Annotated in this window: 23 protein-coding genes and 1 other RNA gene; 13 read left to right on the top strand and 11 right to left on the bottom strand. The window is 65.6% G+C overall.

Going from position 1 to position 25,711, the window contains the following annotated elements; genetic code table 11:
• The coding region (locus PHR85_RS11795) for a helix-turn-helix domain-containing protein (protein WP_300050643.1) at positions 1 to 125 on the bottom strand (125 nt) is incomplete at its 3' end.
• Between the two features lie 22 nt (positions 126 to 147).
• Between PHR85_RS11795 and tnpA the strand changes: the two genes are divergently transcribed.
• From tnpA to PHR85_RS11780, 3 genes are read left to right on the top strand one after another with little or no spacing between them, the layout of a single operon-like run.
• Complete coding sequence (gene tnpA, locus PHR85_RS11790; RefSeq protein WP_300054525.1) at positions 148 to 564, top strand: IS200/IS605 family transposase; 417 nt, start codon at positions 148 to 150, stop codon at positions 562 to 564.
• A 58-nt stretch (positions 565 to 622) separates the two neighbouring features.
• Positions 623 to 1,771, top strand: coding sequence for an N-6 DNA methylase (locus tag PHR85_RS11785; RefSeq protein WP_300054523.1), 1,149 nt, complete (start codon positions 623 to 625; stop codon positions 1,769 to 1,771).
• The gene (locus tag PHR85_RS11780; protein WP_300054522.1) at positions 1,768 to 3,111 is read left to right on the top strand and encodes a restriction endonuclease subunit S; all 1,344 of its coding nucleotides are present in this window, start codon (positions 1,768 to 1,770) and stop codon (positions 3,109 to 3,111) included. Before PHR85_RS11785 ends, PHR85_RS11780 begins: the two co-directional genes overlap by 4 nt.
• Before the next feature lie 142 nt (positions 3,112 to 3,253).
• Here the strand turns inward: PHR85_RS11780 and PHR85_RS11775 are convergent, their stop codons facing one another.
• On the bottom strand, positions 3,254 to 4,081 hold the full coding sequence (locus PHR85_RS11775) for a hypothetical protein (protein WP_300054520.1): 828 nt from the start codon (positions 4,079 to 4,081) through the stop codon (positions 3,254 to 3,256).
• A gap of 228 nt (positions 4,082 to 4,309) precedes the next feature.
• Here PHR85_RS11775 and PHR85_RS11770 point away from each other — a divergent pair, with 228 nt between their 5' ends.
• Together PHR85_RS11770 and PHR85_RS11765 are read left to right on the top strand one after the other, a co-directional pair.
• Positions 4,310 to 7,606 carry a type I restriction endonuclease gene (locus PHR85_RS11770; RefSeq protein WP_300054518.1) on the top strand — a complete coding sequence of 1,099 codons (3,297 nt, stop codon included), beginning with the start codon at positions 4,310 to 4,312 and terminating at the stop codon, positions 7,604 to 7,606.
• Between the two features lie 3 nt (positions 7,607 to 7,609).
• Positions 7,610 to 8,320 carry a SprT family zinc-dependent metalloprotease gene (locus PHR85_RS11765; RefSeq protein ID WP_300054516.1) on the top strand — a complete coding sequence of 237 codons (711 nt, stop codon included), beginning with the start codon at positions 7,610 to 7,612 and terminating at the stop codon, positions 8,318 to 8,320.
• Positions 8,321 to 8,387: 67 nt separating this feature from the next.
• Here the strand turns inward: PHR85_RS11765 and ffs are convergent.
• Both ffs and PHR85_RS11755 read right to left on the bottom strand, forming a co-directional pair.
• An RNA gene (gene ffs, locus PHR85_RS11760) (signal recognition particle sRNA small type) lies at positions 8,388 to 8,484 on the bottom strand.
• A gap of 47 nt (positions 8,485 to 8,531) precedes the next feature.
• Positions 8,532 to 11,402, bottom strand: coding sequence for a peptidoglycan-binding protein (locus PHR85_RS11755; RefSeq protein WP_300054514.1), 2,871 nt, complete (start codon positions 11,400 to 11,402; stop codon positions 8,532 to 8,534).
• A gap of 138 nt (positions 11,403 to 11,540) precedes the next feature.
• Here PHR85_RS11755 and dnaX point away from each other — a divergent pair, with 138 nt between their 5' ends.
• From dnaX to recR, 3 genes are read left to right on the top strand one after another with little or no spacing between them, the layout of a single operon-like run.
• Entirely contained in the window at positions 11,541 to 13,508 is a 1,968-nt protein-coding gene (gene dnaX / locus PHR85_RS11750; RefSeq protein ID WP_300054512.1) for a DNA polymerase III subunit gamma/tau, read from the top strand.
• Positions 13,509 to 13,539: 31 nt separating this feature from the next.
• Positions 13,540 to 13,872: a YbaB/EbfC family nucleoid-associated protein gene (locus PHR85_RS11745; protein ID WP_300054510.1), complete on the top strand. Its 333-nt coding sequence runs from the start codon at positions 13,540 to 13,542 to the stop codon at positions 13,870 to 13,872.
• Positions 13,873 to 13,882: 10 nt separating this feature from the next.
• Positions 13,883 to 14,482 carry a recombination mediator RecR gene (gene recR, locus PHR85_RS11740; RefSeq protein WP_300054509.1) on the top strand — a complete coding sequence of 200 codons (600 nt, stop codon included), beginning with the start codon at positions 13,883 to 13,885 and terminating at the stop codon, positions 14,480 to 14,482.
• A 27-nt stretch (positions 14,483 to 14,509) separates the two neighbouring features.
• On the opposite strand, the gene PHR85_RS11735 is transcribed toward recR, so the two are convergent.
• Positions 14,510 to 16,081 carry a transglycosylase SLT domain-containing protein gene (locus tag PHR85_RS11735; protein WP_300054508.1) on the bottom strand — a complete coding sequence of 524 codons (1,572 nt, stop codon included), beginning with the start codon at positions 16,079 to 16,081 and terminating at the stop codon, positions 14,510 to 14,512.
• Positions 16,082 to 16,152: 71 nt separating this feature from the next.
• Positions 16,153 to 16,935: a hydroxyacylglutathione hydrolase gene (gene gloB / locus PHR85_RS11730; protein WP_300054506.1), complete on the bottom strand. Its 783-nt coding sequence runs from the start codon at positions 16,933 to 16,935 to the stop codon at positions 16,153 to 16,155.
• A gap of 43 nt (positions 16,936 to 16,978) precedes the next feature.
• On the opposite strand from gloB, the gene PHR85_RS11725 reads away from it, so the two are divergent.
• A complete protein-coding gene (locus PHR85_RS11725; protein WP_300054504.1) occupies positions 16,979 to 17,365 on the top strand; it encodes a phasin family protein in 387 nt (128 codons plus the stop codon).
• A gap of 55 nt (positions 17,366 to 17,420) precedes the next feature.
• Positions 17,421 to 17,687: a hypothetical protein gene (locus PHR85_RS11720; RefSeq protein WP_300054503.1), complete on the top strand. Its 267-nt coding sequence runs from the start codon at positions 17,421 to 17,423 to the stop codon at positions 17,685 to 17,687.
• Positions 17,688 to 17,701: 14 nt separating this feature from the next.
• On the opposite strand, the gene PHR85_RS11715 is transcribed toward PHR85_RS11720, so the two are convergent.
• The gene (locus tag PHR85_RS11715; protein ID WP_300054502.1) at positions 17,702 to 18,565 is read right to left on the bottom strand and encodes a ferritin-like domain-containing protein; all 864 of its coding nucleotides are present in this window, start codon (positions 18,563 to 18,565) and stop codon (positions 17,702 to 17,704) included.
• Positions 18,566 to 18,581: 16 nt separating this feature from the next.
• Between PHR85_RS11715 and PHR85_RS11710 the strand changes: the two genes are divergently transcribed.
• Entirely contained in the window at positions 18,582 to 19,106 is a 525-nt protein-coding gene (locus PHR85_RS11710) for a gamma carbonic anhydrase family protein (RefSeq protein ID WP_300054501.1), read from the top strand.
• Positions 19,107 to 19,114: 8 nt separating this feature from the next.
• Complete coding sequence (locus PHR85_RS11705) at positions 19,115 to 20,098, top strand: Hsp33 family molecular chaperone HslO (protein ID WP_300054499.1); 984 nt, start codon at positions 19,115 to 19,117, stop codon at positions 20,096 to 20,098.
• Between the two features lie 74 nt (positions 20,099 to 20,172).
• Here PHR85_RS11705 and ftsB read toward each other — a convergent pair whose 3' ends face one another.
• From ftsB to PHR85_RS11685, 4 genes are read right to left on the bottom strand one after another with little or no spacing between them, the layout of a single operon-like run.
• Positions 20,173 to 20,499, bottom strand: coding sequence for a cell division protein FtsB (gene ftsB / locus PHR85_RS11700; RefSeq protein ID WP_300054497.1), 327 nt, complete (start codon positions 20,497 to 20,499; stop codon positions 20,173 to 20,175).
• Positions 20,500 to 20,514: 15 nt separating this feature from the next.
• Positions 20,515 to 21,813 carry a phosphopyruvate hydratase gene (gene eno / locus PHR85_RS11695; RefSeq protein ID WP_300054495.1) on the bottom strand — a complete coding sequence of 433 codons (1,299 nt, stop codon included), beginning with the start codon at positions 21,811 to 21,813 and terminating at the stop codon, positions 20,515 to 20,517.
• Between the two features lie 35 nt (positions 21,814 to 21,848).
• Positions 21,849 to 22,709: a 3-deoxy-8-phosphooctulonate synthase gene (gene kdsA, locus PHR85_RS11690; protein ID WP_300054494.1), complete on the bottom strand. Its 861-nt coding sequence runs from the start codon at positions 22,707 to 22,709 to the stop codon at positions 21,849 to 21,851.
• A gap of 2 nt (positions 22,710 to 22,711) precedes the next feature.
• A complete protein-coding gene (locus tag PHR85_RS11685; protein WP_300054493.1) occupies positions 22,712 to 24,367 on the bottom strand; it encodes a CTP synthase in 1,656 nt (551 codons plus the stop codon).
• Between the two features lie 112 nt (positions 24,368 to 24,479).
• Here PHR85_RS11685 and coaBC point away from each other — a divergent pair, with 112 nt between their 5' ends.
• A complete protein-coding gene (gene coaBC / locus PHR85_RS11680) occupies positions 24,480 to 25,700 on the top strand; it encodes a bifunctional phosphopantothenoylcysteine decarboxylase/phosphopantothenate--cysteine ligase CoaBC (protein WP_300054491.1) in 1,221 nt (406 codons plus the stop codon).
• Positions 25,701 to 25,711 lie beyond the last annotated feature (11 nt).

Below are 25,711 nucleotides of genomic sequence, written 5' to 3'. Positions count from 1 at the left end.
TTCGCCTTCTGCAACGCCAGCGCCTGGTTGAAGACGAACCGGCACGCCCCGGCGAAGCAGCGTATCCGGCGCGCCTGCTCGCCGTTCGGGCGCAGTTCGTACTTGAATGCCTGGAGGCGCTGCATGGTCCCTATTATAGTTTGGCCTATGAGCCAAGAAAGCGATCTTCGACGCGGCAGACACTGCGTATTCCTGATGCATGTTCACTTGGTCTTCGTGACCAAGTACCGGCGCGGCGTCTTCACCCACGCCGTTCTCGATGATCTGCGCGGCATCTTTGCCAGCGTCTGCGCCGACTTCGAGGCAGAACTGATCGAGTTCGACGGCGAGGACGACCATGTTCACCTGCTGGTGAACTACCCGCCCAAGGTAGCGGTATCCGCACTCGTCAACAGCCTCAAGGGCGTTTCCAGCCGCATGATCCGCAAGAAAAACTACCCAACCATCCGCGAGAAGTTGTGGGGTGATGCACTGTGGTCACCCTCCTATTTCGCCGGGAGTTGCGGCGGTGCACCCATCGCCGTCATCCGGCAGTACATCGAGCAACAGCAGACGCCGCACTGAACGTCCCAAGGACGCCTTCGGCGTCCGCGCTTTCCTTCCCCGTCCTGAAGGACGGGGTTTGACGCGCATCTCGATCAAGCAGTTCGCCGATGACGCCGGCAAGAAGGGCGGCGAGTTCTACACGCCCAAGGCCGTGGTGCAACTGGTGGTGGAACTGCTCGACCCTCGGCCGGGCATGAGCGTGTACGACCCCACCTGCGGCAGCGGCGGCATGCTGGTGGAGAGCGCGCACCACATCGCCCAGCTGCCCGGCGGCAAGCTGCTCGGCGACCGGCCCAATGTGCTGCTGTATGGCCAGGAAAAGAACCTGGGCACCTGGGCCATCGCCAAGCTCAACCTCTACCTGCACAACATGCGGGCCGAGATCGAGCGCGGCGACACGCTGGTCGAGCCCAGGCATCTGGAAGGCGACTACCTCAAGACCTTCGACCGGGTGATCGCCAACCCGCCGTTCTCGGCCAAGGCCTGGTGGACACCGCTGGAGCTGGCCAGCGAAGCCGAGCAGGACAGCGACAAGAAGCCCAAGGCACCCAACTACAAGCAGGTCAGCGATCCCTATGGCCGCTTCAGCTACGGCATCCCGCCGCGCGGCTATGCCGACCTGGCCTTCGCCCAGCACATGCTGGCCAGCCTGAAGGCCGACGGGCGCATGGGCATCATCCTGCCGCATGGCGTGCTGTTCCGCAGCGGCGAGGAAGGCCGGATTCGCGAGGGGCTGCTGTTCGGCACCGACGCCGCCAGCGGCAACCAGCCGGGCGACCTGATCGAAGCCATCATCGGCCTGCCCTCGGCGCTGTTCTACAACACCGGCATTCCGGCCTGCGTGCTGGTGCTGAACAAGCGCAAGCCCTCGGCGCTGAAGGGCAAGGTCATCGTCATCGACGCCAGCCGCGACTACCTCGAAGGCAAGGCGCAGAACATGCTGCGCCCGCAGGACATCGCCCGCATCAAGGCCGCGCACCAGGCCGCGTTCGAGCAGCAGACCGAGGTGGAGCACTACTGCCGCGTGGTGACGCTGGACGAAATCCGCAACAACGACGGCAATCTCAACATCGCGCGCTACATCGACAACGGCGAGACCGAAGCGACGGTCGATGTGGCGGCGACGCTGGCGCAGCTGGCGGTGCTGGCCGAGGAGGAGGCGCGGATCGATGCGCGGTTGAATGGGTATCTGGTGGAGTTGGGGTTGGTGGAGGCCAAGGCATGATCCAGTTTAAGACGAGTCTTCTTCGGGAAACTCCAATAGGGGCCATTGCCGCAGATTGGGAAATTGGGGTGGTTGGTGACTTTGTGGCGGAACTTCAAGCAGGCGTTAGCGTCAATTCCGTTGAGACAGACTCCGGCTGCATTGAGGGTGAAATTGGAGTGTTGAAGTCCAGTGCGGTTTTGAAAGGTAGGTTCTTTCCGAAGTATCACAAAGTGGTCGTGCATGAAGACTTGTCAAGGGTTGCAACAAGCGTAGTCGGAGATCGAATCATCATCAGCCGCATGAACACGCCTGCGCTTGTCGGTGAGTCGGGCTACGTGGCTGAAGATGCTCCATACCTTTTTCTGCCTGACCGTCTATGGCAAACCAAGCCATCGGGGCGGCCGCATTCGCAGCGTTGGCTATCTTATTGGTTGCAGCATTCAAATATTCGCCGGCTGATTGCTGCTGGCGCAACTGGCACTAGCAATAGCATGAAGAACATCTCGAAAGAGACTGTGCTGTCATTGCCTATTCCCCGAACTCCACTCCCAGAGCAGCAGAAAATCGCCGCCATCCTCACCGCCGTGGACGACAAGCTGGATTTAATTGCCCGCCAGATCGAGGCGACCCAAACGCTCAAGCGCGGGCTGATGCAGACGCTGTTCAGCCGGGGCGTCGGAATCCGGAATGCAGATGGTAGGTGGATTTCTCATGTCAATTTCATGACGGATAACTCGCAAACATATCCTGCCAATTGGAAATGGGTGCGAATGGGGGAGGTCGCACCCGTCATTCGGCGTGAGGTTGATGTTAGGCTGGATGGAGTCTATCCAGAGCTTGGGCTTCGGTCGTTTGGAAAAGGGACTTTCCATAAGCCTGCGCTGAGCGGTATTGAAGTAGGGGATAAGCGCTTATTTATCATCAAGGCAGGCGATCTGTTGCTCTCCAATGTGTTTGCTTGGGAGGGTGCTGTCGCTGTGGCTAGAACGGAGGATGAAGGTCGATATGGTTCACATAGGTACATTGCCTGTGCTGTTGATCAAGTGAGGGCTAGCGTCAATTTTGTTGCCAGATACCTTCTTACTCCTCCAGGTTTGGCGGCTATTGGCCTGGCCTCGCCCGGAGGGGCAGGAAGAAATAAGACGTTAGGATTATTGGCCTTAGCGAATATTAAGATTTTGCTTTCGCCATTATCTGAGCAATGTGCCATAAATGAAGCCCTTGACGCAGCGGAGGAAAAAATCAGGCTGACACAAATCAAGTGGGAGCAATATCAAACCCTCAAGCGCGGCCTGATGCAAAAGCTCCTGACCGGCGAATGGCGAGTCAAGATCGACGAGGAGCCCGTGTCCGCCTGAACGACAATGCCCGACAAGAACACCGATAGGAACAAGAGATGGGCAACGCGGAAAATATCGGATTCGATATCGGTTTTTTGCGAGTGACAGCATCGCCAACTCGTTGACGATGCTGGTGAGTCCTTGTATTGATGGCTATCAATCAACCACGGGTCTGCGTTTCAGATTGTTGAATGCCTGGCTCGTTTCTTGTTTGATCTCGGCGGCGTGCGCTGCGCATCCATGGTAAAACAAGCGTGGCTCCAAGACTCAATAACAGGGTGTCTGGTTCGGGAACTTCTGTGACCCCGACGCATGACCCAGGACAACCTGCATATCTAAGTGTACCTGGGTCGGTGTAGAGCTGATAATCCTTTTCGAGCGGACCACTGTACAGGCTGCCGTACTGCGGGGAATTTACCAGACTTGAGAAATCCACGACAAATGCGACGCCGCCATAGGAAAACTTGCCGCCTTCTCCAGCCCAGGGCGGGGAGAATCCCTTGTTGGGGTTGAAGAGGTTGTCCGTGGGGGAGTGGGCGCTGGTGTCGAGGCCCGGTGGGGTGTTGTAGATGCTGTTTTCGACAATCGAGCCGACGGGTAGCAGGGACTTGATGGGGAGTGGCATGTCCAAGGCGAATTCTTCGAACCAGAACCCTGAAATTCCGGTGATTTTGTAGCCGGTAAAGGTGTAGGCCGGGGATGTGAGCCCGGCGGCCACATTGGTGTGTGCTCCGTAGGACTCGGTTGTTAATGCATCTTCTGTTTGTAATTTGATTTGGAAGGTGTCACCATCTGCTCGTTCGGCGTTGAAGCTGAATATTTTGGTGGCGCTTGCTGAGGTGCCTGATAGCAGTGTCCCGGCGCCAATCAGGGCGGTGAAAATGAACTGTTTCAAGTTCTTCATGAAATACCTCGGTCGTGAATGTTTCAGTGCATGGGCATGATGGATGTTTGCGGTCGCCGTTTCGGCCTTGCTGGCGGCTGTCATGGCTTCCGCTGGTTAAACTCAGCAGAAATCGTGCCAAGCGATTCCGGTTCTCGGCTTGCTGTGCAGCTTGTTGATTGGTAATGGTTTTTTCCGGCATCGGAACCGGTTTGCCAGGCGGTGGGTGACTGGGGGGAGGGGCTGTCATAAAATTCGACAGCGATCCGGCTCGGACTCATAGCATGGAAAATCTGTACGGGCCAACTGAAGAACCATGCAGAGGAACGAGAGATGGGCAACGCGGAAAAGGTCGGAGTCGAAACACCCGCCATCGACTGGCTGGTCAAGCTGGGCTACCAGCATCTGCCCGGCAGCCAGGTCAAGGTCGAACACCGCCACCTGGCCCCGGTGCTGGAGGACATCCTCAAGCCCCGGCTGTTGTGGCTCAACCCATGGCTGGCGAGCGCGCCCGGTGGCGTGGACGCCGCGCTGATCGAGCTGAGGAAGCGCGTCAACGACGAACTGCTGCCCGCCAACAAGGCGTTCTGGGAGCAGGTGCTGCACCGCTCCGACATCCAGCTCAAGGACGCCGAGGGCAGGCCGCGCAGCGTGCGCTGCTTCGACGCCGCCGCGCCGGCCCGCAACGACTTCCATGTGGTGGACCAGTACGTCGGCCGCAACGCCGACGGCGACCTGTTCCGGCCCGACCTGCTGCTGTTCGTCAACGGGCTGCTGCTGGCCATCATCGAATGCAAGGCCAGCCATCACCGGCTGGACGAGGCGCTGGCGCAGCTGGACGGCTACCGGGCCGCCTTCCCCGACCAGTTCGTGTTCAACCAGGTCAGCGTCGCGCTGAATCGACGGCAAGGGCGGTATGGCGCCATCTTCACCCCGCCGGCCTTCTATTTGCATTACCGGCTGCAGGATGCCGAGCGCGCCGAGGTCGCCGCCCTGCTGGGGGCCGAGCCGAGCGAGCAGGAGCAGCTGTTGTGGGCCTTGTTCGAGCCTGCCCGTTTTCTGGAACTCGTCACCCACTATGTGCTGTTCGAGACCCGCGATGGCAAGACGGTCAAGAAGCTGCCGCGCTACCAGCAGTGGCGCGCGGTGCGCAGGACGGTGCAGCGCTTGACCGCGCCCAAGCCCGTCGGCGGCGTGGTTTGGCACACCCAGGGCAGCGGCAAGTCGCTCACCATGGCCTTGCTGGCCCGCCTGTTGCGCGCCGAGAGCACGGGCCTGGACAATCCGACGGTGCTGGTGCTGGTGCTGACCGACCGGCGCGATCTGGACCAGCAGATCTTCGACACCTTCCATGCGGTGGGCATCAAGGCCATCCAGGCGGTCTCGGTCGATGGCCTGGTCAAGATGCTGTCGAACGACTATGGCAGCGTGTTCACCAGCACGGTCCAGAAGTTCCAGGAGCAGGACGAGGCCGGCCAGGAGGTGGAGCTGGCATCGGAATCCTCGGCGGACGGCCGCGACACCCTGCAAGCCAGCCGGCACCGGCGCGTGCGCGACGGCAAGGACTTCTTCATGGTCGTGGAGCGCAACGCGCACTTCGGCCAGCATGATGAAGACGGCGTCCTGTTGTCGCCCAAGTGGGAGGAAGTCAGCCGCGAGCCGGTGAACTTCCGCGTGCTGAGCAACAAGTCCAATTGCTACGTGCTGGTCGACGAGGCGCACCGCAGCCAGTACGACTTCCTGGCCGCCTTCATGCGGGCCAGCCTGCCGAACGCCAAGTTCATCGCCTTCACCGGCACGCCGCTGCTGAACGAGGACAAGCACACGCTGGCCGAGTTTGGTGGCGGCGAGTATATCGACGAGTACCGGCTGCACGAGGCGGTGGCCGACGGGGCCACGCTGCCCCTCAAGTACCAGGACGCCTGGGTGGCGTTGGCCGCCAACGCCAAGCTGGACCAGGCGTTCAAGGACCAGTTCGCGCAGGAAACGGAGGCGCGGCAACAGGCGCTGAAGAAGGAACTGCTCGCGCGCTGGCGCCAGGCCGGCGACCGCATGGAGCAGGTGGCGTACCATCTGGTGGAGCATTTCTTGGGCAGCGTGCGGGCCAAGGGACTCAAGGGCATGCTGGTGTGCGACGGGCGCGAGATGGCCGTGCGCTACAAGGACCTGCTCGACGCCATCATGAAAGAGCGCGCCCGGCAGGGGCTGCCGACCTTCGAGAGCCGGGTGGTCGTGTCGCTGGCCAGCATCACGGCGTCGCGCACCGGCGCGTCCTTGCAGGAAGCGGCGGCCGAGTACCAGCTCGATGCCAAGAAGATTCGGACCATCGAGGAACGGGTACGCGCCGAAATCAAGGCTTGCGAGGAGCCGGTCACCCTGCCGCCCGAGCAGATCGCCCATTTCGTCAGCAAGCTGTTTCCGTTGCCCTATGGCGACGAGGCCAAGGGCCAGGACGGCAAGGTCCATGCCAACAACGTCGGGCTCATCATCGTGTCCGACATGCTGCTCACCGGCTGGGATGCGCCCATCGTCGGCACCATGTACCTCGACAAGCCGCTCAAGGAACATACCCTGCTGCAAGCCATCGCGCGCGTGAACCGCACCCTGGCGGGCAAGAACGCGGGCTACATCGTCGACTACCACGGCGTGGTGGAGCAGCTGGACCACGCGCTCAAGCTATACGGTGGCGAGCTCAAGCCCGCCCAGGTCTGGCAGGGCGTCGAGAGCGAATTGCCCAGGCTGCAGGCGACCCTCGACCGCCTGCTCAAGCTGCTGCCGCGCAAGCACGACCCGCTGACCCAGCGCGAGGATTACAAGAGCGATGCCGAGGCCTTCCTGGACCCGGCGAGCCGGCTGGATGCGGTCGAGGACTTCCTGGAACTGGCCAAGCAGTTCAACCGCAGCATCGACATCATCCTGCCCGATGTGCGCGGGGCGCCCTTCAAGTCCTATTTCACGCTGTTCGCCGAGATCCGCCTGATGCTGCGCGACAAGCTGCCCGGCACGGCGTACCGCGAACGCATCACCCGGTTGGAGTCGGTGCTGTTGCAGCAGTTGCTCGATGAGTACATTGATGCCAGCCCGGCCAAGCAGCTGCTCGCCAATGAGGTGTCGATTCTCGATGCGTCGGACATGGCCCGGCTGAAGAAGCTGGCCAGTCCCGGCAGCCAGGCGCTGGTGATGAAGAACCAGCTCAAGCACACCATCGTGACCGGCCGCGACAAGGACCCGGCGTTCTTCGACAAGCTGGCGCAGGAGCTGGAGAAGCTGCTCGAACAGGAAAAGGCCGGACGCATCTCCCAGGCCAGGTTCCTGGAGCAGCTGGGCCTGTTCGGCCAGCGCATCAAGGGCAAGGACAACACCGGCTTCGCCATCCCGGCCCAGTCGGCGGTGTTCCATTACCTGGAGTCGCATCTTTCGAGCGAAGAGGCGCGGCTCGTGACGACCCAGCTGTTCGAGGACGCCGAGCTCAGCCACACCACGGCGTCCAGCAACTGGAAGGCGATGCCGGACCTGCATCCCGCCGTCAAGCAACGCATCAGCGGCTTGCTGGTGCCGTCGGCGGGATGGCAGCGCTCGGTGGCGCGCGAACATGCCGGGCAGCTGCTGGGTATCCTGCTGAAGAACTGAGCCATGCCACGCTTGCAGTACGGACAGACCACCATCGAGTGGCAGTTCCAGCCCGATGCCGGTCTGAAACACCACTACGTGACGGTCGAACGTGGCCAGCCAGTGCTGTTGCGCGGGCCGTGGGTCGATGAGCCCGAGCAGGAGGCGCTGGTGCGACAGCGTGCGCGCTGGATACGAGAGCGGCTGGCGCTGGTCAACCAGCCGCAGGTCGAGGACGCCATTGTCACGGGCAGCCGGCTGAGGTATTGCGGCCGCAGCTACTTCACGGAGGTCCTGCATTTGCCTGCCTTGTCCGTGCCCCGGCTTGCCTTCACCGCCTCGCGCTTCGTTGTCGAGTGCCCCTGGGGACCGTCACTCGCTACAGGCCAGGTCGCCTTGCTGCTGGAGGGCTTTTACCGGGAGCGTGCCGAGGAAAAGCTGCCGCCGCGAGTCCGTCACTGGGAGCGTGAAACAGGGCTGAAGGCCGCTGGGGCGCGCATCCGGACATTTCAAAGCCGATGGGCGAGCTGCGACGCCGGAAACATGCTGCAGTTTCATCCGAAGGTGATGGAGCTGGCCGCCAGCGTGCAGGACTACATCATCGTCCACGAGCTCTGCCACACGGTCGAGAAGAGCCACACCAAGGCGTTCTGGAGCCTGGTCGCGCGGTTCATGCCCGATTGGCGTCGGCAGCACGAGATGCTGGAGCGGGCTGGGTTTGGGGGTGCTGCCTAGCTAAGACTGAGTGACTTGGGAAGTCAAGCAAGTTAGATTGCTGATTTCACTCAATTTTTTGATGTTAGGTGACGAGCCTCTACCCCGGCACTGGCTCCGCGGTTAGGGCTGCTTGGTTCCCCACCTGACCCGGTTGGCCGCTTCCCCATGCGGGAAGGCCCGTCAATCGATATTGTACGCGCTGCGGCTGGCGTTTTTCGGCGTGTGCGGCTCAGAAGCCGATCAAATCATCGACCGGCAGCGCGAGTTGCTTGAGCCCAGTGATGGTTTCGATCGTCCGGGCGATCACCTGTACATTGTTGTCGAAGCCGCCGTGCGATGTTTTCTCGGTCCGGGGCGCGAGCGCATTGCCCTGGCCGATGCGGGTCGTGATCCTTTCCTCGTCATGCACATGCAGGCGCGACTTGAGCCGGCTGAGCTCGGCGCTGGTGCGCCAGTTCAGCAGCACCTCGGCTGTGTTCGCCGAGCCATCCCAGCCCTGGTAGTCGGGTTTGAACACGTTTTCGAGCCCCAGTATCGGCAGACGCGGGTCGGCTTCGAGCGCGTTCGAGACGAAGTAGAGCAGTGACTTGCGGTAGATCTGGCCAACGTTGTCGTCGCGCTCACGTCGCTCCGAGAGCAGGTGCAGGTGCAGCCGCTGCATGATCTCGGCGTGCGGCGCGTAGTAGCGGTTCGCGAAACTCACGCTACAGGCCGGCGCGTACAGATGCACGCTGCCGATGCGCTCGCCCAGACCTTTTTGCGTGAGCTTCGCCAGCAGCCGACCCAGGATGATGGAGCCGGCCGAGTGCCCGATCAGGTGCAGTTCGAAGTCCTGGCCCCAGCTCGCCGCGAGTTGGCGCAGCGCTTCGGCCAGCAGATCGCCGCCGTGCCCGTTCTCGCTTGCGAGCTCGGCGTTCTCCTTCATCTCGCTCCAGATCGGTCGCACCAGCGGGCGGCCCACGGTTTTTTCAAGCACCGGGTCGCTGAACCCGTCGCTGAACCAGTTGCCGGCCAGTCCGGCGGGGGTGGTTTTGTCACTGTGGTCCTTGAGCAGGTTGGAGATCGATTCGAGCAGCCCGCTCTTCCAGACCAGGAACAGCGGATAGCAGCCGTTGCCGAGGAAGTAGCGGCCCATGGCCTGCGCTCGTTCGATCGCCGCCGCCTCGCTGTTGAGCCCGCCGTGGGCGTAGAGCACCAGGCGCTTGACCGGCTGCGCGTTTTGCCGGAACCAGGCGTCGGGCAGCACGCAGGCTTGGTGTTGCAGCGTGCGCGTGACGCCATCGACCGTGTCATAGCGCTGCACGCGGCCATTGTTGCCTAGCACCAGGCTGTGGCGGTAGGCGGTTTCCTGGTCCCACCAGTGCAGTTGTCGCGCCGCGGCCTGCGCCTGGCTGCTTGCCGTCTGCTCGCTCGCGAGCTGGCCCGCGACCACGCCGGGCACGCCGAGTGCCGCGACCCAGGCATCCATCGCATGCGCGAGCCAGTCGGCGTAGCTGATGACCGCGAACCCCCCTGCGCCCCAGTCCGGCCCCCAGGAGTTCTGCAGCACGAAGCCGGTGCGGTTGTAGCCGACCAGCGCGAAGGCATGGCCGCCCGTGCGCGAGGGCTTGCCGGCGTAGCTTATCTCGGGCAGGTTGGCATGTGAGCCCGGCGCGGTCTGGTGCGTCGGCACATGCTCCCAGCCTTCGTGGGTGTAGGCCGAGACGTAGATCGCGCCGATTTCCTGGATCGCGGCCTGCAAGTCGGTGATGGCCTGTGGCGCGATCCGGTAGTACACGCCCAGCGTGTGCTCGCGCGCGCGCAGGTTCCAGCCCGGGCTTGGCTGGCTCGCGCCGCCAGGCTGGTAGCGCCAGTCCGATTCGAGGCAGACGCCGTTGATATACCAGCCTTTCAAGGCACCGCGGCAGCTCGAACCCTCGTAGTTCTCGCCCTCGTACTCGTCGTAGCGACGCGCGAACTGGTAAAGCATCCGCGGGCTGACTGATTCGAGTCCGTCCGCCATCAAGGCCCGGCGCCAGCGCAGGTAGTTGGCCACGCAGGCCAGGCCGAAGCCGGTGCAGGCGCCTTCTCGGCCCTGGTCGAGGATCAGCCCGGCCTGGGTGTAGGCGCCGATGAAGCGGTGGATCTGGTCGTCGGCCGGATACTGCTTGAGCAACGAATGCGGCGGTGGCTGGTAGGCACGGTCGCGCAGGTCGGCCGCGTCTTTGATCACGTCGAGGCTGGCGCGGCGCGACACTGCAAGCTGGGGCTTGATCGCCGTGACCAGGGTCGCGGTTGGCGTCTTCCAGAGCGCAAGCGCGCGTTGCACGGTGTCCTTGAACCGGTCCAGGCCGTGGCTGCCGCCGTTGATGATCTTGCGCGCGCCGCGCAGATCGTCAGCGGCCATGGCCTGCGCCAGGCGTTCGCGGTGTTTGGACAGGAAGGCAGCGAGCAGGCAGGCGGCGATCTCGGGCGCGCAAGCGCTATCGGGCTGTTCGTGCAGCGCAAAGCCCAGCGTCAGGCCGAAAAGTTCGTAGTTCTTGCGGCCGGTCAGCTGCACATAGCCGCGACCGCGAAAGCGCGCGCCGTCGCCGGGTTCGCAGTTGCCGAGGGTGTCGAGGTTCTCGTAAGCGCTGAAGGCGGACTGACCGGGCCGGGTGTTGAAATGCGAGGGCTGCTCGGAGATCGGCACGAAGCCTTCGGTTTCGGCTCGGATTGTGCCGAGTGCGGCGATGACCAGATCCTGATTGCACAGATTGAAGGCCGCCAGTGCGGCCGCGACATAGGGCAGGTGTTGCTCGATGCTGGAACTCCGGGTGTACGGAAACAGGCGCTTGACTTGCGCGGGTTCCAGCGCCACGGCCAGCGGCGGCAGTTGCAGCAGGCCCAGTGCGGCGAGCGTGCGAGGCCCCGCGATGCCGTCTGCGATCAGGCCGGCCCCGGCCTGCCAGGCGCGCAGAGCGTTCTCGGTCAGCGCGTCGAATTCGCTGCCCTGCGCGAGGCCGGGATAGGCCGAGGCGTCCTCGCCGAGGGCATGGGCCAGCGTCTGCCTGAGCGTGGCAACCAAGGTGCTGGGCTTGCCGCGCATCAGCAGGGCTTGTGCAAGGGTGGTTTTGGGCATGGTCAATCCTCCTGAACTCGTGGTTTTATGACGCTTTCCACTCTAGGGCGCGCGGCTTCGTCGTGGCTGGGAGTTTTATGGGGAAATCCGGCCAGTCCTTGTCATGGGTGCGCGACATGCAGACCTTAGAATCGCGCCATGTCTTATGTCGTCCTCGCCCGCAAGTACCGCCCCCGGAATTTCTCCGAAATGGTGGGGCAGGAGCATGTGGTGCAGGCCCTGGGTAATGCGCTGACCACCCAGCGCCTGCACCATGCCTACCTGTTCACGGGCACGCGGGGAGTGGGCAAGACCACGGTCTCGCGCATCCTGGCCAAGTCGCTCAACTGCACCGGCCCGGACGGGCAGGGCGGCATCACGGCCACGCCCTGCGGCGTCTGCGACGCCTGCCGCGACATCGACAGTGGCCGCTTCGTCGACTACACCGAGCTCGACGCGGCCTCCAACCGCGGGGTCGACGAGGTCCAGGCCCTGCTGGAGCAGGCGGTCTACAAGCCGGTGCAGGGGCGCTTCAAGGTCTTCATGATCGACGAAGTGCACATGCTGACGAACACCGCGTTCAACGCGATGTTGAAGACGCTGGAGGAGCCGCCCGAGTACCTCAAGTTCGTGCTCGCGACCACCGACCCGCAGAAGGTGCCGGTCACGGTGCTGAGCCGCTGCCTGCAGTTCAACCTGCGCCCGATGGCGCCCGAGACGGTGTTCGAGCACCTGGGCCAGGTGCTGGCGTCCGAGGGCGTGGCGTCCGAGCCGATGGCGCTGCGCCTGCTGGCGCGCGCCGCGCGCGGCTCGATGCGCGATGCGCTTTCACTGACCGATCAGGCGATCGCCTTCGGTGGTGGTCAGTTGCAGGAGGCCGCCGTGCGCCAGATGCTGGGCGCGGTCGATCGCAGTCATGTCTTCGCGCTGATCGGCGCGCTGGCCGTGGGCGATGGCCGCACCGTGGTCGAGACGGTGGATACGCTGCGCCTGAACGGCTACAGCGCGGCCTCGGCGCTCGAAGAGATGACCGGCGTGCTGCAGCGCATGGCGGTGGCGCAGCAGGTGCCGCAGGCGGTCTCGGTGTCGGATGACCCCGAGGCGTCCGAGACGCTGCGCCTCGCCCAGGCCCTGCCGGCCGACGAGACCCAGCTGCTCTACAGCCTGTGCCTGCACGGCCGTGGCGAGTTGGGCCTGGCGCCCGACGAGTACGCCGCGCTGACCATGGTGCTGCTGCGCTTGCTGGCTTTCAAGCCTGCGGGCATGGCTGAAAAAAAAACTCTGAAGCCGGCTGAGTCGGGGGCTCTTCAGCCGCTCCCGGCGGCTGCCGTGCCTGCGACCGCTACGGCTATGCCCACCCAGCCTGCTGTCGTGCCGCCAGCCCCAGTCCCGAGGCCTGCCCCGGCATCCATACCGGCGGTCCGTCCCGCGCCTGCCGTTCAGCCGGCCCCCGCCTACACCGCTCCCGCTTCATCGGCGCTGGCGGCGCCCCCGGCAAGGGCCGCCGCGCGTCCGAGGCCAGCGCCTGCGCCTGCCATGGATGATGGCTGGAGCAGCTCGTACGGCTCCGACGTCGAATTCGACGCCGAGGCCGAACTCGACGCCATGCTGAGGGCCGCACCTGCGCCCTTGGAGGCTGCCGCGACCCGGCCTGTCAGCCCGGCGCCAGCCGCCGTGGCCAGTCTCGCGCCAGAGCCACAGCGGCCAGAGCCACCGCAGCAGCCGGCCGTGTCGTCCGCGCGGGGTGATGAAGCCGATTTCTGGTTTGACACCGTCATGGCCCTGTCCGATTCGGAGGCCATCATCGCGCTGGTGCGCGAGCTCGCCTTGCAGTCCGAGCTGGTCGCGCGCACCAGCGATGAATGGCTGCTGCGCTCGGCCAACGCCTCGCTGGTGCAATCGGCCGCGCGCGACCGGCTGCAGGCCGCGCTGACGCAGGCTGGCCATGCCGTGCGGCTGCGCGTCGAGGTCGGCCAGACCGGCGATACGCCGGCCAGCCGGCTGGCCGCCGCCGCGACCGAGCGCCAGCGCCTGGCCGATGCCACCATGATGCAAGATCCCTTCGTGCAGGCGATGCTGCGCGACTTTGGCGGCAAAATCGTGACTGGCAGCATCAAACCGATCTGATTCTCGTTTTCAAAACACCTAAGGAAATCACATGTTCAACAAAGGACAACTCGCCGGCCTGATGAAGAAGGCCCAGGCCATGCAGGACGACCTCAAGCGCGCGCAGGACGAGCTCGGCAACATCGAGGTCAGCGGCGAGTCCGGCGCCGGCCTGGTCAAGGTCCTGATGACTTGCAAGCACGACGTCAAGCGCGTCACGATCGACCCCAGCCTGCTGGCCGAGGACAAGGACATGCTGGAAGACCTGGTCGCCGCCGCCTTCAACGCCGCCGTGCGCAAGGCCGAGGAGACCAGCTCCGAGAAGATGGGCAAGATCACCGCCGGCATGCCCGGACTGCCGGGCGGCATGAAGTTCCCGTTCTGATCGGGCGGTCGTGAGCCAGGCCCAGGCCCTTGACACCTTGGTGCGCGCCTTGCAGCGCCTGCCGGGGGTCGGCGTCAAGTCGGCCTCGCGCATGGCCTTCCATCTGCTGCAGCATGACCGCGACGGCGCCTTGCAGCTCGCCCATGCCTTGCAGCAGGCCGCCCAGGGGGTGCGCCACTGCACGCTGTGCAACACCTTCACCGAGGATGAGGTCTGCCCGACCTGTCTGGACCCGCGCCGTGACGCCGGCCAGCTGTGCGTGGTCGAGACGCCGGCCGATCAGGCCGCGCTAGAGCGTACCGGCGCCTACCAGGGTCTCTATTTCGTGCTGATGGGCAAGATCAGCCCGCTCGACGGCGTCGGGGCGCACGACATCGCGCTGCGCCGCCTGTTCGAGCGCGTGGCGCAGGAGCCACCGCACGAGGTGCGCGAGGTGATCCTGGCGACCAACTTCACCGCCGAGGGCGAGGCGACCGCGCACCTGATCACGCAGGCGCTCAGGACGCTGCCGCTCAAGGTCACGCGGCTGGCGCGCGGCGTGCCGATCGGCAGCGAACTGGAATACGTGGACCTGGGCACCATCGCCCATGCGCTGGCTGACCGGCGCTGAGTCCGGTCGCGCCGTCAGCGTCCGGCCTTAGCGCTTCTTGCTGGCGAGCGCGACCTTGAGCTCGGCGGAGGACTTGGCCTTGCCGCGCGCCTGGCCCGCCGCTGCCACCTGCTTGCCCTTTTTGGCCGGGCTGGCCTTGCTGACCACCGCCGCGCTGCGTTCGCCCGCTGCGGCCGCCACGGCCTCGCGCTTGGGCAGATGCAGCACCAGCAGCTGGCCGGGCTTGAGCCGGGCTTTGCTGGACAGGTCGTTCCAGTCGGCGACCTTGTCGGCGCTGACCTGGTAGCGCTGCGCGAGCTTGGCCAGCGTGTCGCCCTTGCGTGCCTTGACCTGGGTGCGCACGAGGATGATCTCCTGCTTGAGCAGCAGCTGGCCATGGTCGGCCAGTTGCCCGGGCACGTCGAAGTCGAGCTTGCCGTGGCGCGGCACCAGCAGGGTCGAGCCGGCCTTGACCAGCATGCGTGGCGGAATCTTGTTGAGTTCGCGCAGTTCGTGCTCATCGATTCCATGCTGTTCGGCCGCCTGCGCCACGCTCATGTCGCGCGGTGCGCGCCAGGCGGTCCAGCTCGCCAGCGGGCCGAACTGCGTGGCCAGCTTGGCCTCGAACAGGGCCGCGTTGTCCCAGGGCAGCAGCACGCTGGGGTTGGCGGCGGCCATGAACATCGGCTTGTTGATCGACGGGTTGAGCTGGCGCAGGTCGCGCTCGCTCACACCGGCGAGTTCGGCTACCTTGGCCACGTCCATGTCGCGCTGGATCGGCACCGCGTCGAAGAAGGGGTGGTTGCCGATGGCCGGCAGCTGGGCGCGGAAACGCTCCGGGCGGGCGACGATGTGCTTGATCGCCAGCAGCTTGGGCACGTACTGGCGCGTTTCCTGCGGCAGGTTGATCTCGGCGTAGGAGGTGCCCAGGCCCTGCGCCTGGTTGCGCTTGATGGCCTTGGCGACGTTGCCCTGGCCCCAGTTGTAGGCCGCCAGCGCGAGCTGCCAGTCGTTGAACTGGCGGTTAAGCCGCTCCAGGTAGTCGAGCGCGGCGCGGGTCGATGCCAGCACGTCGCGCCGGTCGTCGCGGAACATGTTCTGCTTGAGATCGAAGTCCTTGCCGGTGGCGGGCATGAACTGCCACATGCCGGCGGCACTCGCGCTGGAGACCGCCTGCGGGTTGAAGGCACTCTCGACGAAGGGCAGCAGCGCCAGTTCGGTCGGCATGTTGCGCCGTTCGAGCTCCTCGACGATGTGGAACAGGTACTTGTGGCTGCGCGCGGTCATGCGCTCGATGTAGTCGGGTCGCGCGGCATACCACTGCTCGCGCTCCTGCACCTGCTCGTTTTCCAGGTCTTGCATCGCGAAGCCGCGCCGGATGCGCTCCCAGAGGTCCTGTGGCACGGTCAGTGGTGCGACCGCGCGCAGCCCGAGGCTGGACTCGGTGCCGAGCTCGGACAGGGTCGGGTTGCCGCCGCGTCGGGCCTTGAGTGCGTAGCGCGATTCGCCGGTCAGCGCCTGCGGGCCGTTGTCGGCCTGGTCGTCGGGCTGGGGCAGGCTGGAGCAGGCAGACAGGAACAAGGCGCCCAGCAGGGGCCACCAGAGTCGGTGTCGGATCATCGGGTAGTTGGGGGAAAGCCAAATAGGTATCAGACTGCCATTATCGGTCAGGGTTCCCCCTAACGCCAATTTCAGCGAAAACCGTTCTTCCATTCGCGCAGGGCAGCGAAGCGCGCGACTTCGTCAGTTGCCTGTGGGTCGTGCTGCGCCAGCGTGGCGACGACCGACGGCTCCCGGCTGCGCAGGAAGGGGTTGATGCGGCGTTCTTGCGCCAGGGTGCTCGGCAAGGTGGGCAGGCCGCGCTCGCGCAGGGCGCTGCAGCGCGCCAGCTGCCGCTCGATGTCCGCATTGCCGGGTTCGACCGCCCGCGCGAAGCGCAGGTTGGACAGCGTGTATTCGTGCGCGCAGCAGACCCGGGTGTCGTCGGGCAGGGCGGCCAGGCGGTCGAGCGAGGCCAGCATCTGCGCCGGTGTGCCTTCGAACAGGCGGCCGCAGCCGGCCGAGAACAGCGTGTCGCCGCAGAACAGCAGCGGCCCGCCCGGTGCCTGCGCCGCATGGTAGGCGCCATGGCCCGCGGTGTGGCCGGGCACGGCGAGGCACTCGAATTCCAACCCCAGCAGGGCCAAGCGGTCGCCATCGGCCAGCGCCTGTACCGGGCCGACCGAGGCGGGCAAGGTTTCGGCCGCCGGGGCGTGGACGGTCGCTCCGGTGGCCGCGCGCAGCTCGGCCACGCCGCCGGTATGGTCGGCATGGTGGTGGGTCAGCAGGATGGCCTGCAGCCGTAGTTGGTGCTGTGCGAGGCAGGCCAGCACGGGCGCGGCGTCGCCGGGGTCGACCACGAGCGCCTGCCTGCCGTCGTGCAGCAGCCAGAGGTAGTTGTCCTGGAACGCGGGGATGGGGAGGAGGTGGTGCATGACAGAAATATTTTAGTCACACATTGTGTCTAGAATGTTTGGCATGCTTACAAATGAACAAATCATCGCTGCCCAGAAAGCACAACTGGAAGCCTTCCATGAACTGGCCACTCATTACGTATCCAGCGTCGAAAAGTTGACGGCGCTGAATCTGCGTCTCACCCAAGGCTGTCTGCAAGACTCCGCCTCGAATGCGCAAAAGATCCTCGATTCGAAGGGGGGGCATCATCTGCTGGGAATTCACCATTCGACGTTCGAGTCCATTTCTCCCAGGGTGACGGATTACTGCAAGCATCTGTTTGACATCGCCAGCACCCTGGGGCACGGATTGACCGAGGTCTTTGTCTCGCATGCCGACAAGACCCGCCAGCACCTGGCGGCGAACTCGGATGAGGGCCAGGCTAAAGAACACCTCAAGAGCGATTCGTGATCGACACCTGCGCCTAAGTCCGGCTACCGTAACCCATTTCAGATAAAAGGTATCAATGCTCGCCATCAAGAAAGCCCGCAAGATGATCCAGGCCGATCCGAAGGCGAATGCTTCGCACATACTGGCGGAGTTCATCATCGCCCTGGAGAACGAGTCGCCCTATCAACTCAGGCGCCTCTATGATCTGAATGGTGAGAACTTCAAGATCTGTCTGGCCATCCTCAATGAGTGGCGCATCGACCGTTATTACGCCGGCAAGCGCAAGGCAGTCAAGGTCGCCATGGAGCTGCAGCAAGAGGAAAGCCAGACCCAGGAGACGTAACTCCTGTTTTCGGCTCAGGCGCCGAGCAGGTAGTCGAGCTCCTGCTGGCTGAAGCCGGCGCGCAGCCGGGCTTCCTGGTTGAACGGCGGGCGCAGGGGTGGGGCCTGGTGCCGCCGCACCAGTTCGCCGTAAAGCGCGACGGGGTCCAGTCCCTCGCGCTGGCACAGCCAGCGGTACCAGCGGTTGCCGATCTCGACATGGCCGACCTCGTCGCGCAGAATGATGTCGAGCAGCGCCATCGCCTGCAGCGCATCCGCCGTGCCAACCCGTCTGAGCTTGGCCTGGATCTGCGGCGTGGCGTCGAGGCCGCGCGCCTCCAGCGTGCGCGGCACCAGCGCCATGCGCGCGGTGACGTCGTGCGCCGTCCGTTCGCACATGGTCCAGAGTCCGTCGTGGCCGTCGAAGTCGCCGTAGTCCCAGTGCTGGCCCGCTTGCGCGTGCGGCATGGTCAGCAGGTGCTCGCGCAGCAGGCCGTAGTGGTAGGACTCCTCGGCCGCCACGCGCAGCCAGTCGAGGTAGAACTGGCGCGGCATGCCGGCGAAGCGCCAGACCGCGTCGAGCGCGAGGTTGATCGCGTTGAACTCGATGTGACAGATCGCATGGATCAGCGCGGCGCGGCCCTCGGGCGTGAACGGCGAGCGCTGCGCGACCTGCTTGGGCTGGACCAGGCGCGGTAGCGCGGGCCGGCCGGGCAGGGTGACGCCAGCGGGCGGAGCCAGCCGGACAGCGGGATTCAGCGGCGTTCGCTCGGCCGCGGCGTACAGCGCGCAGGTCAGTTCGCGCTTGCGCTCGATGTCGGGGCAGCACAGCGCGGCCAGGGCCTGCGCGCGCAGTTCGGTGGTGACAAGACCTTGCGGTCCGGTTTGGGTGGCTTCCATCCTTACAATTCTAGACATGAGCATCTATCAACTCGACGACCTCGTGCCCGAGATCCACCCCAGCGCCTATGTGGCCGACAGCGCGCAGGTGATGGGCGAAGTCAGCCTGGCCGCAGACAGCAGCGTCTGGCATGGCACGGTGATCCGCGGCGACAGCGACCGCATCAGCGTCGGCGCCGGCAGCAACATCCAGGACGCCAGCGTGCTGCACGCCGACAAGGGCTACCCGCTGACCATTGGCGAGCGCGTGACCGTGGGCCACCAGGTCATGCTGCACGGCTGCACCATCGGCGACGAGACGCTGATCGGCATCGGCGCGGTGGTGCTCAACGGCGCCAGGATCGGGCGCCACTGCCTGGTCGGCGCCGGCTCGCTGGTGACCGAGGGCAAGGAGTTTCCGGACGGCTCCATGATCCTGGGCAGCCCGGCCAAGGTGGTGCGCCAGCTCACGCCCGAGCAGATCGAAGGCCTGCGCCGCAGTGCCGAACATTACATCGACAACGCCCGCCGCCACCGCGCCGGGCTGAAGCCACTGGCCTGAGGTCCACCATGTCTGAATTGCACAAGTTCCTGTTCGAAGGCCTGCCGGTGCGCGGCATGCTGGTCCGCCTGACCGATTCCTGGCAGGAGGTGCTGCGGCGCCACCGCGACGGCGGCGGCTACCCGCAAGCCGTGACCGAGCTGCTCGGCGAGATGTCGGCGGCCGCCTTGCTGATGCAGGGCAACATCAAGTTCAACGGCGCGCTGGTGCTGCAGATCTTCGGCGACGGCCCGGTCAAGGTCGCGGTGACCGAGGTCCAGCCCGACTTCAGCTTCCGCACCACGGCCACTGTCAACGGCGAGGTGGCCGACGGCGTGCCGCTGAGCCACATGGTCAACGTCAACGGCCAGGGCCGCTGCGCGATCACGCTCGACCCCAAGGACCGCCTGCCGGGCCAGCAGCCCTACCAGGGCGTGGTACCGCTGAGCGGCGACCAGCACGAGAAGCTGGAGTCGCTGGCCGAGGTGCTGGAGCATTACATGCGGCGCAGCGAGCAGCTCGACACCAAGCTGGTGCTGGCGGCCAATGGCGAGGTCGCCGCCGGCCTGCTGATCCAGCGTCTGCCCTCGACCGGGCAGGACAACCTGGCTGGCAGCTCGGCGGCGGTGCAGGCCGAGGGCGACGCGCTGGGCGAGAACGAGGACTACCACCGCATCGCGATGCTGGCCGCCAGCCTCAAGCCCGAGGAGCTGTTGACGCTGGATGCCGAGACCATCCTGCATCGCCTGTTCTGGCAGGAGGATCTGCTGCGCTTCCAGCCCGAGGACGGCCCGATCGCACCCCGCTTTGCCTGCAGCTGCTCGCGCGAGCGGGTCGCCACCATGCTCAAGGGGCTGGGCATCGACGAGATCGATTCGATTCTGGCCGAGCGCGGCGAGGTCGAGGTCGGCTGCGACTTCTGCGGCGCGCAGTACCGCTTCGACCCGGTCGATGCGGCCCGCCTGTTCCTGCAGCAGGACCGTCAGCCGCCGACGGGCGACCAGGTCCACTGAGGTCTCGCTTTCAGCTCCCGAGGGGCTGAGCTGGAATGAAAAACGGCCACCCTCTATGGTGGCCGTCCTGGTTTTCAGGGCTTGGTGGGCTGAGGCGGAGCCTCGCGCGGCGGACCGCTGTGCGTGCCCACCTGCACGAACACCTCGTTGGGCTTGACCATGCCGAGCTCGTAGCGCGCGATCTCCTCGACCATGGTCAGGCCCTCCTGCAGGTCGCGCACCTCGCCGGCCAGCTGCTCGTTGCGCAGCCGGGCCTGCTCGTTGGCGCGGGTCTGCTCGGCCAGCTGCTGGCGATAGGACTCGACCTGCGGCAGGCTGCCGCGCCCCTGCCAGAGCTGGTACTGCAGCAGGCCCAGCAGGCTGGCCAGTCCCAGCGCGGTCCAGTAGCGCGGCGCGAGCATGGCCTGTGTCCCCGATCAGCGCAGGTTGTAGAACGCGTCGCGGCCCGGATAGACGGCGACGTCACCCAGGTCTTCCTCGATGCGCAGCAGCTGGTTGTACTTGGCCATGCGGTCCGAGCGGCTCATCGAGCCGGTCTTGATCTGGCCGGCGTTCAGGCCGACGGCGATGTCGGCGATGGTGCTGTCCTCGGTCTCGCCCGAGCGGTGCGAGATCACGGCGGTGTAGCCGGCGCGCTTGGCCATCTCGATGGCGGCGAAGGTCTCGGTCAGGGTGCCGATCTGGTTGATCTTGATCAGGATCGAGTTGGCGATGCCCTTGTCGATGCCTTCCTTGAAGATCTTGGTGTTGGTCACGAACAGGTCGTCGCCCACCAGCTGCACCTTCTGGCCCAGCACGTTGGTCAGGTGCTTCCAGCCGTCCCAGTCGCCTTCGCCCATCGCGTCCTCGATCGAGATGATCGGGTACTTGTCGCACCAGCTCGCCAGCATGTCGGTCCACTGCTCGGCGCTCAGCACCAGGCCTTCGCCTTCGAGGTGGTAGACCTTGGAGCCGTCCGGGCCTTCCTTGCAGAACTCGGAGGCGGCGCAGTCCAGCGCCAGCACGATCTGCTCGCCGGCGACGTAGCCGGCCTTCTCGATCGCTTCGAGCACCAGCTGGATCGCGGCTTCGTGGCCGTTGACGGAGGGGGCAAAGCCGCCTTCGTCGCCGACCGCGGTGCTCATGCCCTTGTCATGGATGATCTTCTTGAGCGCGTGGAACACCTCGGCGCCCCAGCGGATGGCTTCGCGGAACGAAGGCGCGCCGACCGGCATGATCATGAATTCCTGGATGTCCAGGTTGTTGTTGGCGTGGGCGCCGCCGTTGATGACGTTCATCATCGGCACCGGCATCTGCACGCTGCTCATGCCGCCGAAATAGCGGTACAGCGGCAGGCCGGCTTCCTCGGCGGCGGCGCGCGCGACGGCCATCGAGACGGCCAGCATGGCGTTGGCGCCCAGGCGGCCCTTGTTGTCGGTGCCGTCGAGTTCGATCAGGGTCTTGTCGAGGAAGGCCTGCTCGGAGGCGTCCAGGCCCAGCACGGCTTCCGAGATCTCGGTGTTGATGTTCTCGACCGCCTTCAGCACGCCCTTGCCGAGGTAGCGGCTCTTGTCGCCGTCGCGCAGCTCGATGGCCTCGCGGCTGCCGGTGGAGGCGCCCGACGGCACGGCCGCGCGGCCCATGACGCCGCTTTCCAGCAGCACGTCGCATTCGACCGTGGGGTTGCCGCGGCTGTCGAGCACTTCACGGCCGACGATATCAACGATTGCACTCATGTCTTACCTTTGGAGCTAATGAAAAAAGGGTGGGGTCAGAACTCGCCGAAGCGGTCCTCCAGGAAGCCGTGGCGCTTGGTGACCTGATCGAGCGCGACCAGGGTTTCCAGCAGCGCCTTCATGTGCTTGAGCGGCACCGCGTTGGGGCCGTCGCTCATGGCCTGGCGCGGATTGGGGTGGGTTTCCATGAACAGGCCGGCGACGCCGACGGCGACCGCCGCGCGTGACAGCACCGGCACCATCTCGCGCATGCCGCCGCTGCTGGTGCCCTGGCCGCCCGGCAGCTGCACGCTGTGGGTGGCGTCGAACACGACCGGCGCGCCGGTCTCGCGCATGATCGCCAGGCTGCGCATGTCGGACACCAGGTTGTTGTAGCCGAAGCTGGCGCCGCGCTCGCAGGCCATGAAGTTGTCTTCCGGCAGGCCGGCCTCGCGCGCGGCGGCGCGGGCCTTGTCGATCACGTTCTTCATGTCGTGCGGCGCGAGGAACTGGCCCTTCTTGATGTTGACCGGCTTGCCCGACTGCGCCACGGCGCGGATGAAGTCGGTCTGGCGGCACAGGAAGGCGGGCGTCTGCAGCACGTCGACCACTGCGGCGACCGCCGGGATCTCGGCCTCGGTGTGGACGTCGGTCAGCACCGGAATGCCGAGCTCGCGCCTGACCTTGGCCAGGATCTCCAGGCCCTTGTCCATGCCGGGACCACGGAAGGTGCTGCCGCTGGAACGGTTGGCCTTGTCGTAGCTGCTCTTGAAGATGAAGGGGATGCCGAGCTCGGTGGTGATCTCCTTGAGCTGGCCGGCCACATCCATCTGCAGCTGCTCGGACTCGATCACGCAGGGGCCGGCGATCAGGAAGAAGGGCTGGTCCAGCCCGACATCGAAGCCACAGAGTTTCATGCTCAGCCTTTCCTGGAACGGTGCTGGGTCAGGCCGGCCTTGACGAAGGCGTTGAACAGCGGGTGGCCGTCCCAGGGGGTGGACTTGAACTCGGGGTGGAACTGCACGCCGACATACCAGGGATGGGCATCCTGCGGCAGCTCGACCATCTCGGTCAGGTGTTCGCGCTGGGTCAGCGCCGAGATCACCAGGCCCGCCGCGCGCAGGCGGTCGAGGTACTGGGTGTTGGCCTCGTAGCGGTGGCGGTGGCGCTCGGTGACGACATCGCCATAGATGGCGTGCGCCAGCGTGCCCGGAGCGACGTCCGAGCTCTGCGCGCCCAGACGCATGGTGCCGCCTAGGTCGGAGCTGGCGTCACGCTTCTGGATGCTGCCGTCGGCGTTCTGCCATTCGTCGATCAGCGCGATCACCGGATGCGGGGTCTGGGGCTCGAACTCGGTCGAGTTGGCGCCTTCGAGGCCGGCGACATGGCGCGCGAACTCGATGGTGGCGACCTGCATGCCCAGGCAGATGCCCAGATAAGGCACGCCATGCTCGCGGGCGTGGCGCGCCGCCGCGATCTTGCCCTCGACGCCGCGCTTGCCGAAGCCGCCCGGCACCAGGATGGCGTCGAAGCCGCCGAGCTTGGCCGCGACGTCGCCGGATTCCAGCGTCTCGGAGTCGACGTAGGTGATCTCGGACTTGACATGGTTCTTCATGCCGGCGTGGCGCAGCGCCTCGTTGACCGACTTGTAGCTGTCCGACAACTCGACATATTTGCCGACCATGGCGATCCTGACCACGCCCTGCGGGTGCTGGGTCTCGTAGACCAGGTCGTCCCAGCGCTTGAGGTTGGCCGGCGGGGTGTTCAGGCGCAGCTTGTCGCAGATCAGGCCGTCGAGGCCCTGCTCGTGCAGCACGCGCGGCACCTTGTAGATGGTGTCGACGTCGGGCATCGAGATCACGCCCCACTGCGCCACGTTGGTGAACAGGCTGATCTTCTCGCGCTCGTCGTCGGGGATCGGGCGGTCGGCGCGGCACAGCAACGCGTCGGGCTGGATGCCGATCTCGCGCATCTTCTGCACCGTGTGCTGGGTCGGCTTGGTCTTGAGCTCGCCGGCGGCGGCGATCCACGGCACATAGGTCAGGTGCACGAAGGCCGCGTTGTTGGGACCCAGGCGCAGGCTCAACTGGCGCACGGCTTCGAGGAAGGGCAGCGACTCGATGTCGCCGACGGTGCCGCCGATCTCGACGATCGCGACGTCCACCGCTTCCGGGGTGTTGTAGCCGGCGCCGCGCTTGACGAAGTCCTGGATCTCGTTGGTCACATGCGGGATCACCTGCACGGTCTTGCCGAGGTAGTCGCCACGGCGCTCCTTCTCGAGCACGGACTTGTAGATCTGTCCGGTCGTGAAGTTGTTGGTCTTCTTCATCCGGGTGGTGATGAAGCGCTCGTAGTGGCCCAGGTCGAGGTCGGTCTCGGCGCCGTCGTCGGTCACGAAGACCTCGCCGTGCTGCATCGGGCTCATGGTGCCCGGATCGACGTTGAGGTAGGGGTCGAGCTTGATCAGGGTGACTTTGAGGCCGCGCGATTCGAGCAGCGCGGCCAGCGAGGCGGCGGCGATGCCCTTGCCCAGAGAGGACACCACGCCGCCGGTAACAAACACAAATTTGGTCATGTCGCAGACGAGCCCGAGGGGCTCGCAGGAGTGTGAAATGGGGATTATAAAAGCGGCTGCCCGGTTTGGGCCCGGGCCGCAACGATGCGGTGCCTGGTGTACAGTGCTCGCCATGATGGATCTGGCAGGAAAACATATCGTTCTGGGCCTCTCGGGGGGCATCGCGTGCTACAAGTCGGCCGAGCTGTGCCGGCTGCTGGGCAAGGCCGGCGCCACCGTGCAGGTGGTGATGACGGAGGCGGCTGCGCAGTTCATCACCCCGGTGACGATGCAGGCGCTGAGCAACCGGCCGGTGGTGCTCAGCCAGTGGGACGCGCGCGAGCCCAACAACATGGCGCACATCAACCTGGGCCGCGAGGCCGACGCGATCCTGGTCGCGCCGGCCAGCGCCGACCTGATGGCGCAGCTGGCGCAGGGCCGCGCGGCCGACCTGCTGACGCTGATGTGCCTGGCGCGGCCGATCGAGCGCGTGCCGCTGCTGCTGGCGCCGGCGATGAACCGCGAGATGTGGGCGCACCCCGCGACGCAGCGCAACCTGGCGCAATGCCAGGCCGACGGCGCGACCGTGCTGCCGGTGGGGCAGGGCGAGCAGGCCTGTGGCGAGACCGGCGACGGCCGCATGCTCGAACCCGCCCAGTTGCTCGAATGGCTGATCGCTTCCTTCCAGCCCAAGCTGCTGTCCGGCCAGAAGCTGCTGGTCACCGCCGGTCCGACCTTCGAGGCGATCGACCCGGTGCGCGGCATCACCAACCACAGCTCGGGCAAGATGGGCTTTGCGATCGCCCGCGCCGCGCGCGAGGCGGGCGCCGAGGTCACGCTGGTGGCCGGGCCGGTGCATCTGCCGACACCGCTGGGTGTGCGGCGCATCGACGTGCGGTCGGCGCTGCAGATGCGCGACGCAGTGCGGGCCGAGGTCGAGACGGCCACGGTCTTCATCGCGGCGGCGGCGGTGGCCGACTGGCGCCCGGCCTCGGCCGCCGAGCACAAGATCAAGAAGGATGGCTCGGGCCTGCCGCCGGCGCTGCATTTCGTCGAGAACCCCGACATCCTGGCCGGCGTCGCGGCGAGCCCACGCGCGCGCAACGGGCAGCTGTACTGCGTGGGCTTCGCCGCCGAGAGCCAGGACCTGCTGGCCAATGCCCAGGCCAAGCGCGCGCGCAAGCAGGTGCCGCTGCTGGTCGGCAACATCGGCCCGGCCACCTTCGGCAAGGACGACAACGCGCTGCTGCTGGTCGATGCCCAGGGTGCGCAGGAGCTGCCGCACGCCAGCAAGACCGATCTGGCGCGCCAGCTGGTGGCCGAGATCGCGCGCCGGATGGCCGCCGCGCGCTGAACACTCCCGTG

The organism is Malikia sp. (genome assembly GCF_028687635.1).
Classification (GTDB): Bacteria; Pseudomonadota; Gammaproteobacteria; order Burkholderiales; family Burkholderiaceae_C; genus Malikia.
Note: the sequence above shows the minus strand (reverse complement) of the source record. Positions and strands in the feature narration are given on the sequence as shown.

What these genes read in the sequence shown, in the direction of transcription:
- tnpA (WP_300054525.1), top strand. Translation starts at nt 148, where the DNA reads ATGAGCCAAGAAAGCGATCTTCGACGCGGCAGACACTGCGTATTCCTG.
- PHR85_RS11780 (WP_300054522.1), top strand. Translation starts at nt 1,768, where the DNA reads ATGATCCAGTTTAAGACGAGTCTTCTTCGGGAAACTCCAATAGGGGCC.
- PHR85_RS11775 (WP_300054520.1), bottom strand. Translation starts at nt 4,081, where the DNA reads ATGACAGCCGCCAGCAAGGCCGAAACGGCGACCGCAAACATCCATCAT.
- PHR85_RS11770 (WP_300054518.1), top strand. Translation starts at nt 4,310, where the DNA reads ATGGGCAACGCGGAAAAGGTCGGAGTCGAAACACCCGCCATCGACTGG.
- PHR85_RS11765 (WP_300054516.1), top strand. Translation starts at nt 7,610, where the DNA reads ATGCCACGCTTGCAGTACGGACAGACCACCATCGAGTGGCAGTTCCAG.
- PHR85_RS11755 (WP_300054514.1), bottom strand. Translation starts at nt 11,402, where the DNA reads ATGCCCAAAACCACCCTTGCACAAGCCCTGCTGATGCGCGGCAAGCCC.
- dnaX (WP_300054512.1), top strand. Translation starts at nt 11,541, where the DNA reads ATGTCTTATGTCGTCCTCGCCCGCAAGTACCGCCCCCGGAATTTCTCC.
- PHR85_RS11745 (WP_300054510.1), top strand. Translation starts at nt 13,540, where the DNA reads ATGTTCAACAAAGGACAACTCGCCGGCCTGATGAAGAAGGCCCAGGCC.
- PHR85_RS11735 (WP_300054508.1), bottom strand. Translation starts at nt 16,081, where the DNA reads ATGATCCGACACCGACTCTGGTGGCCCCTGCTGGGCGCCTTGTTCCTG.
- gloB (WP_300054506.1), bottom strand. Translation starts at nt 16,935, where the DNA reads ATGCACCACCTCCTCCCCATCCCCGCGTTCCAGGACAACTACCTCTGG.
- PHR85_RS11725 (WP_300054504.1), top strand. Translation starts at nt 16,979, where the DNA reads ATGCTTACAAATGAACAAATCATCGCTGCCCAGAAAGCACAACTGGAA.
- PHR85_RS11720 (WP_300054503.1), top strand. Translation starts at nt 17,421, where the DNA reads ATGCTCGCCATCAAGAAAGCCCGCAAGATGATCCAGGCCGATCCGAAG.
- PHR85_RS11715 (WP_300054502.1), bottom strand. Translation starts at nt 18,565, where the DNA reads ATGGAAGCCACCCAAACCGGACCGCAAGGTCTTGTCACCACCGAACTG.
- PHR85_RS11710 (WP_300054501.1), top strand. Translation starts at nt 18,582, where the DNA reads ATGAGCATCTATCAACTCGACGACCTCGTGCCCGAGATCCACCCCAGC.
- PHR85_RS11705 (WP_300054499.1), top strand. Translation starts at nt 19,115, where the DNA reads ATGTCTGAATTGCACAAGTTCCTGTTCGAAGGCCTGCCGGTGCGCGGC.
- ftsB (WP_300054497.1), bottom strand. Translation starts at nt 20,499, where the DNA reads ATGCTCGCGCCGCGCTACTGGACCGCGCTGGGACTGGCCAGCCTGCTG.
- eno (WP_300054495.1), bottom strand. Translation starts at nt 21,813, where the DNA reads ATGAGTGCAATCGTTGATATCGTCGGCCGTGAAGTGCTCGACAGCCGC.
- kdsA (WP_300054494.1), bottom strand. Translation starts at nt 22,709, where the DNA reads ATGAAACTCTGTGGCTTCGATGTCGGGCTGGACCAGCCCTTCTTCCTG.
- PHR85_RS11685 (WP_300054493.1), bottom strand. Translation starts at nt 24,367, where the DNA reads ATGACCAAATTTGTGTTTGTTACCGGCGGCGTGGTGTCCTCTCTGGGC.
- coaBC (WP_300054491.1), top strand. Translation starts at nt 24,480, where the DNA reads ATGATGGATCTGGCAGGAAAACATATCGTTCTGGGCCTCTCGGGGGGC.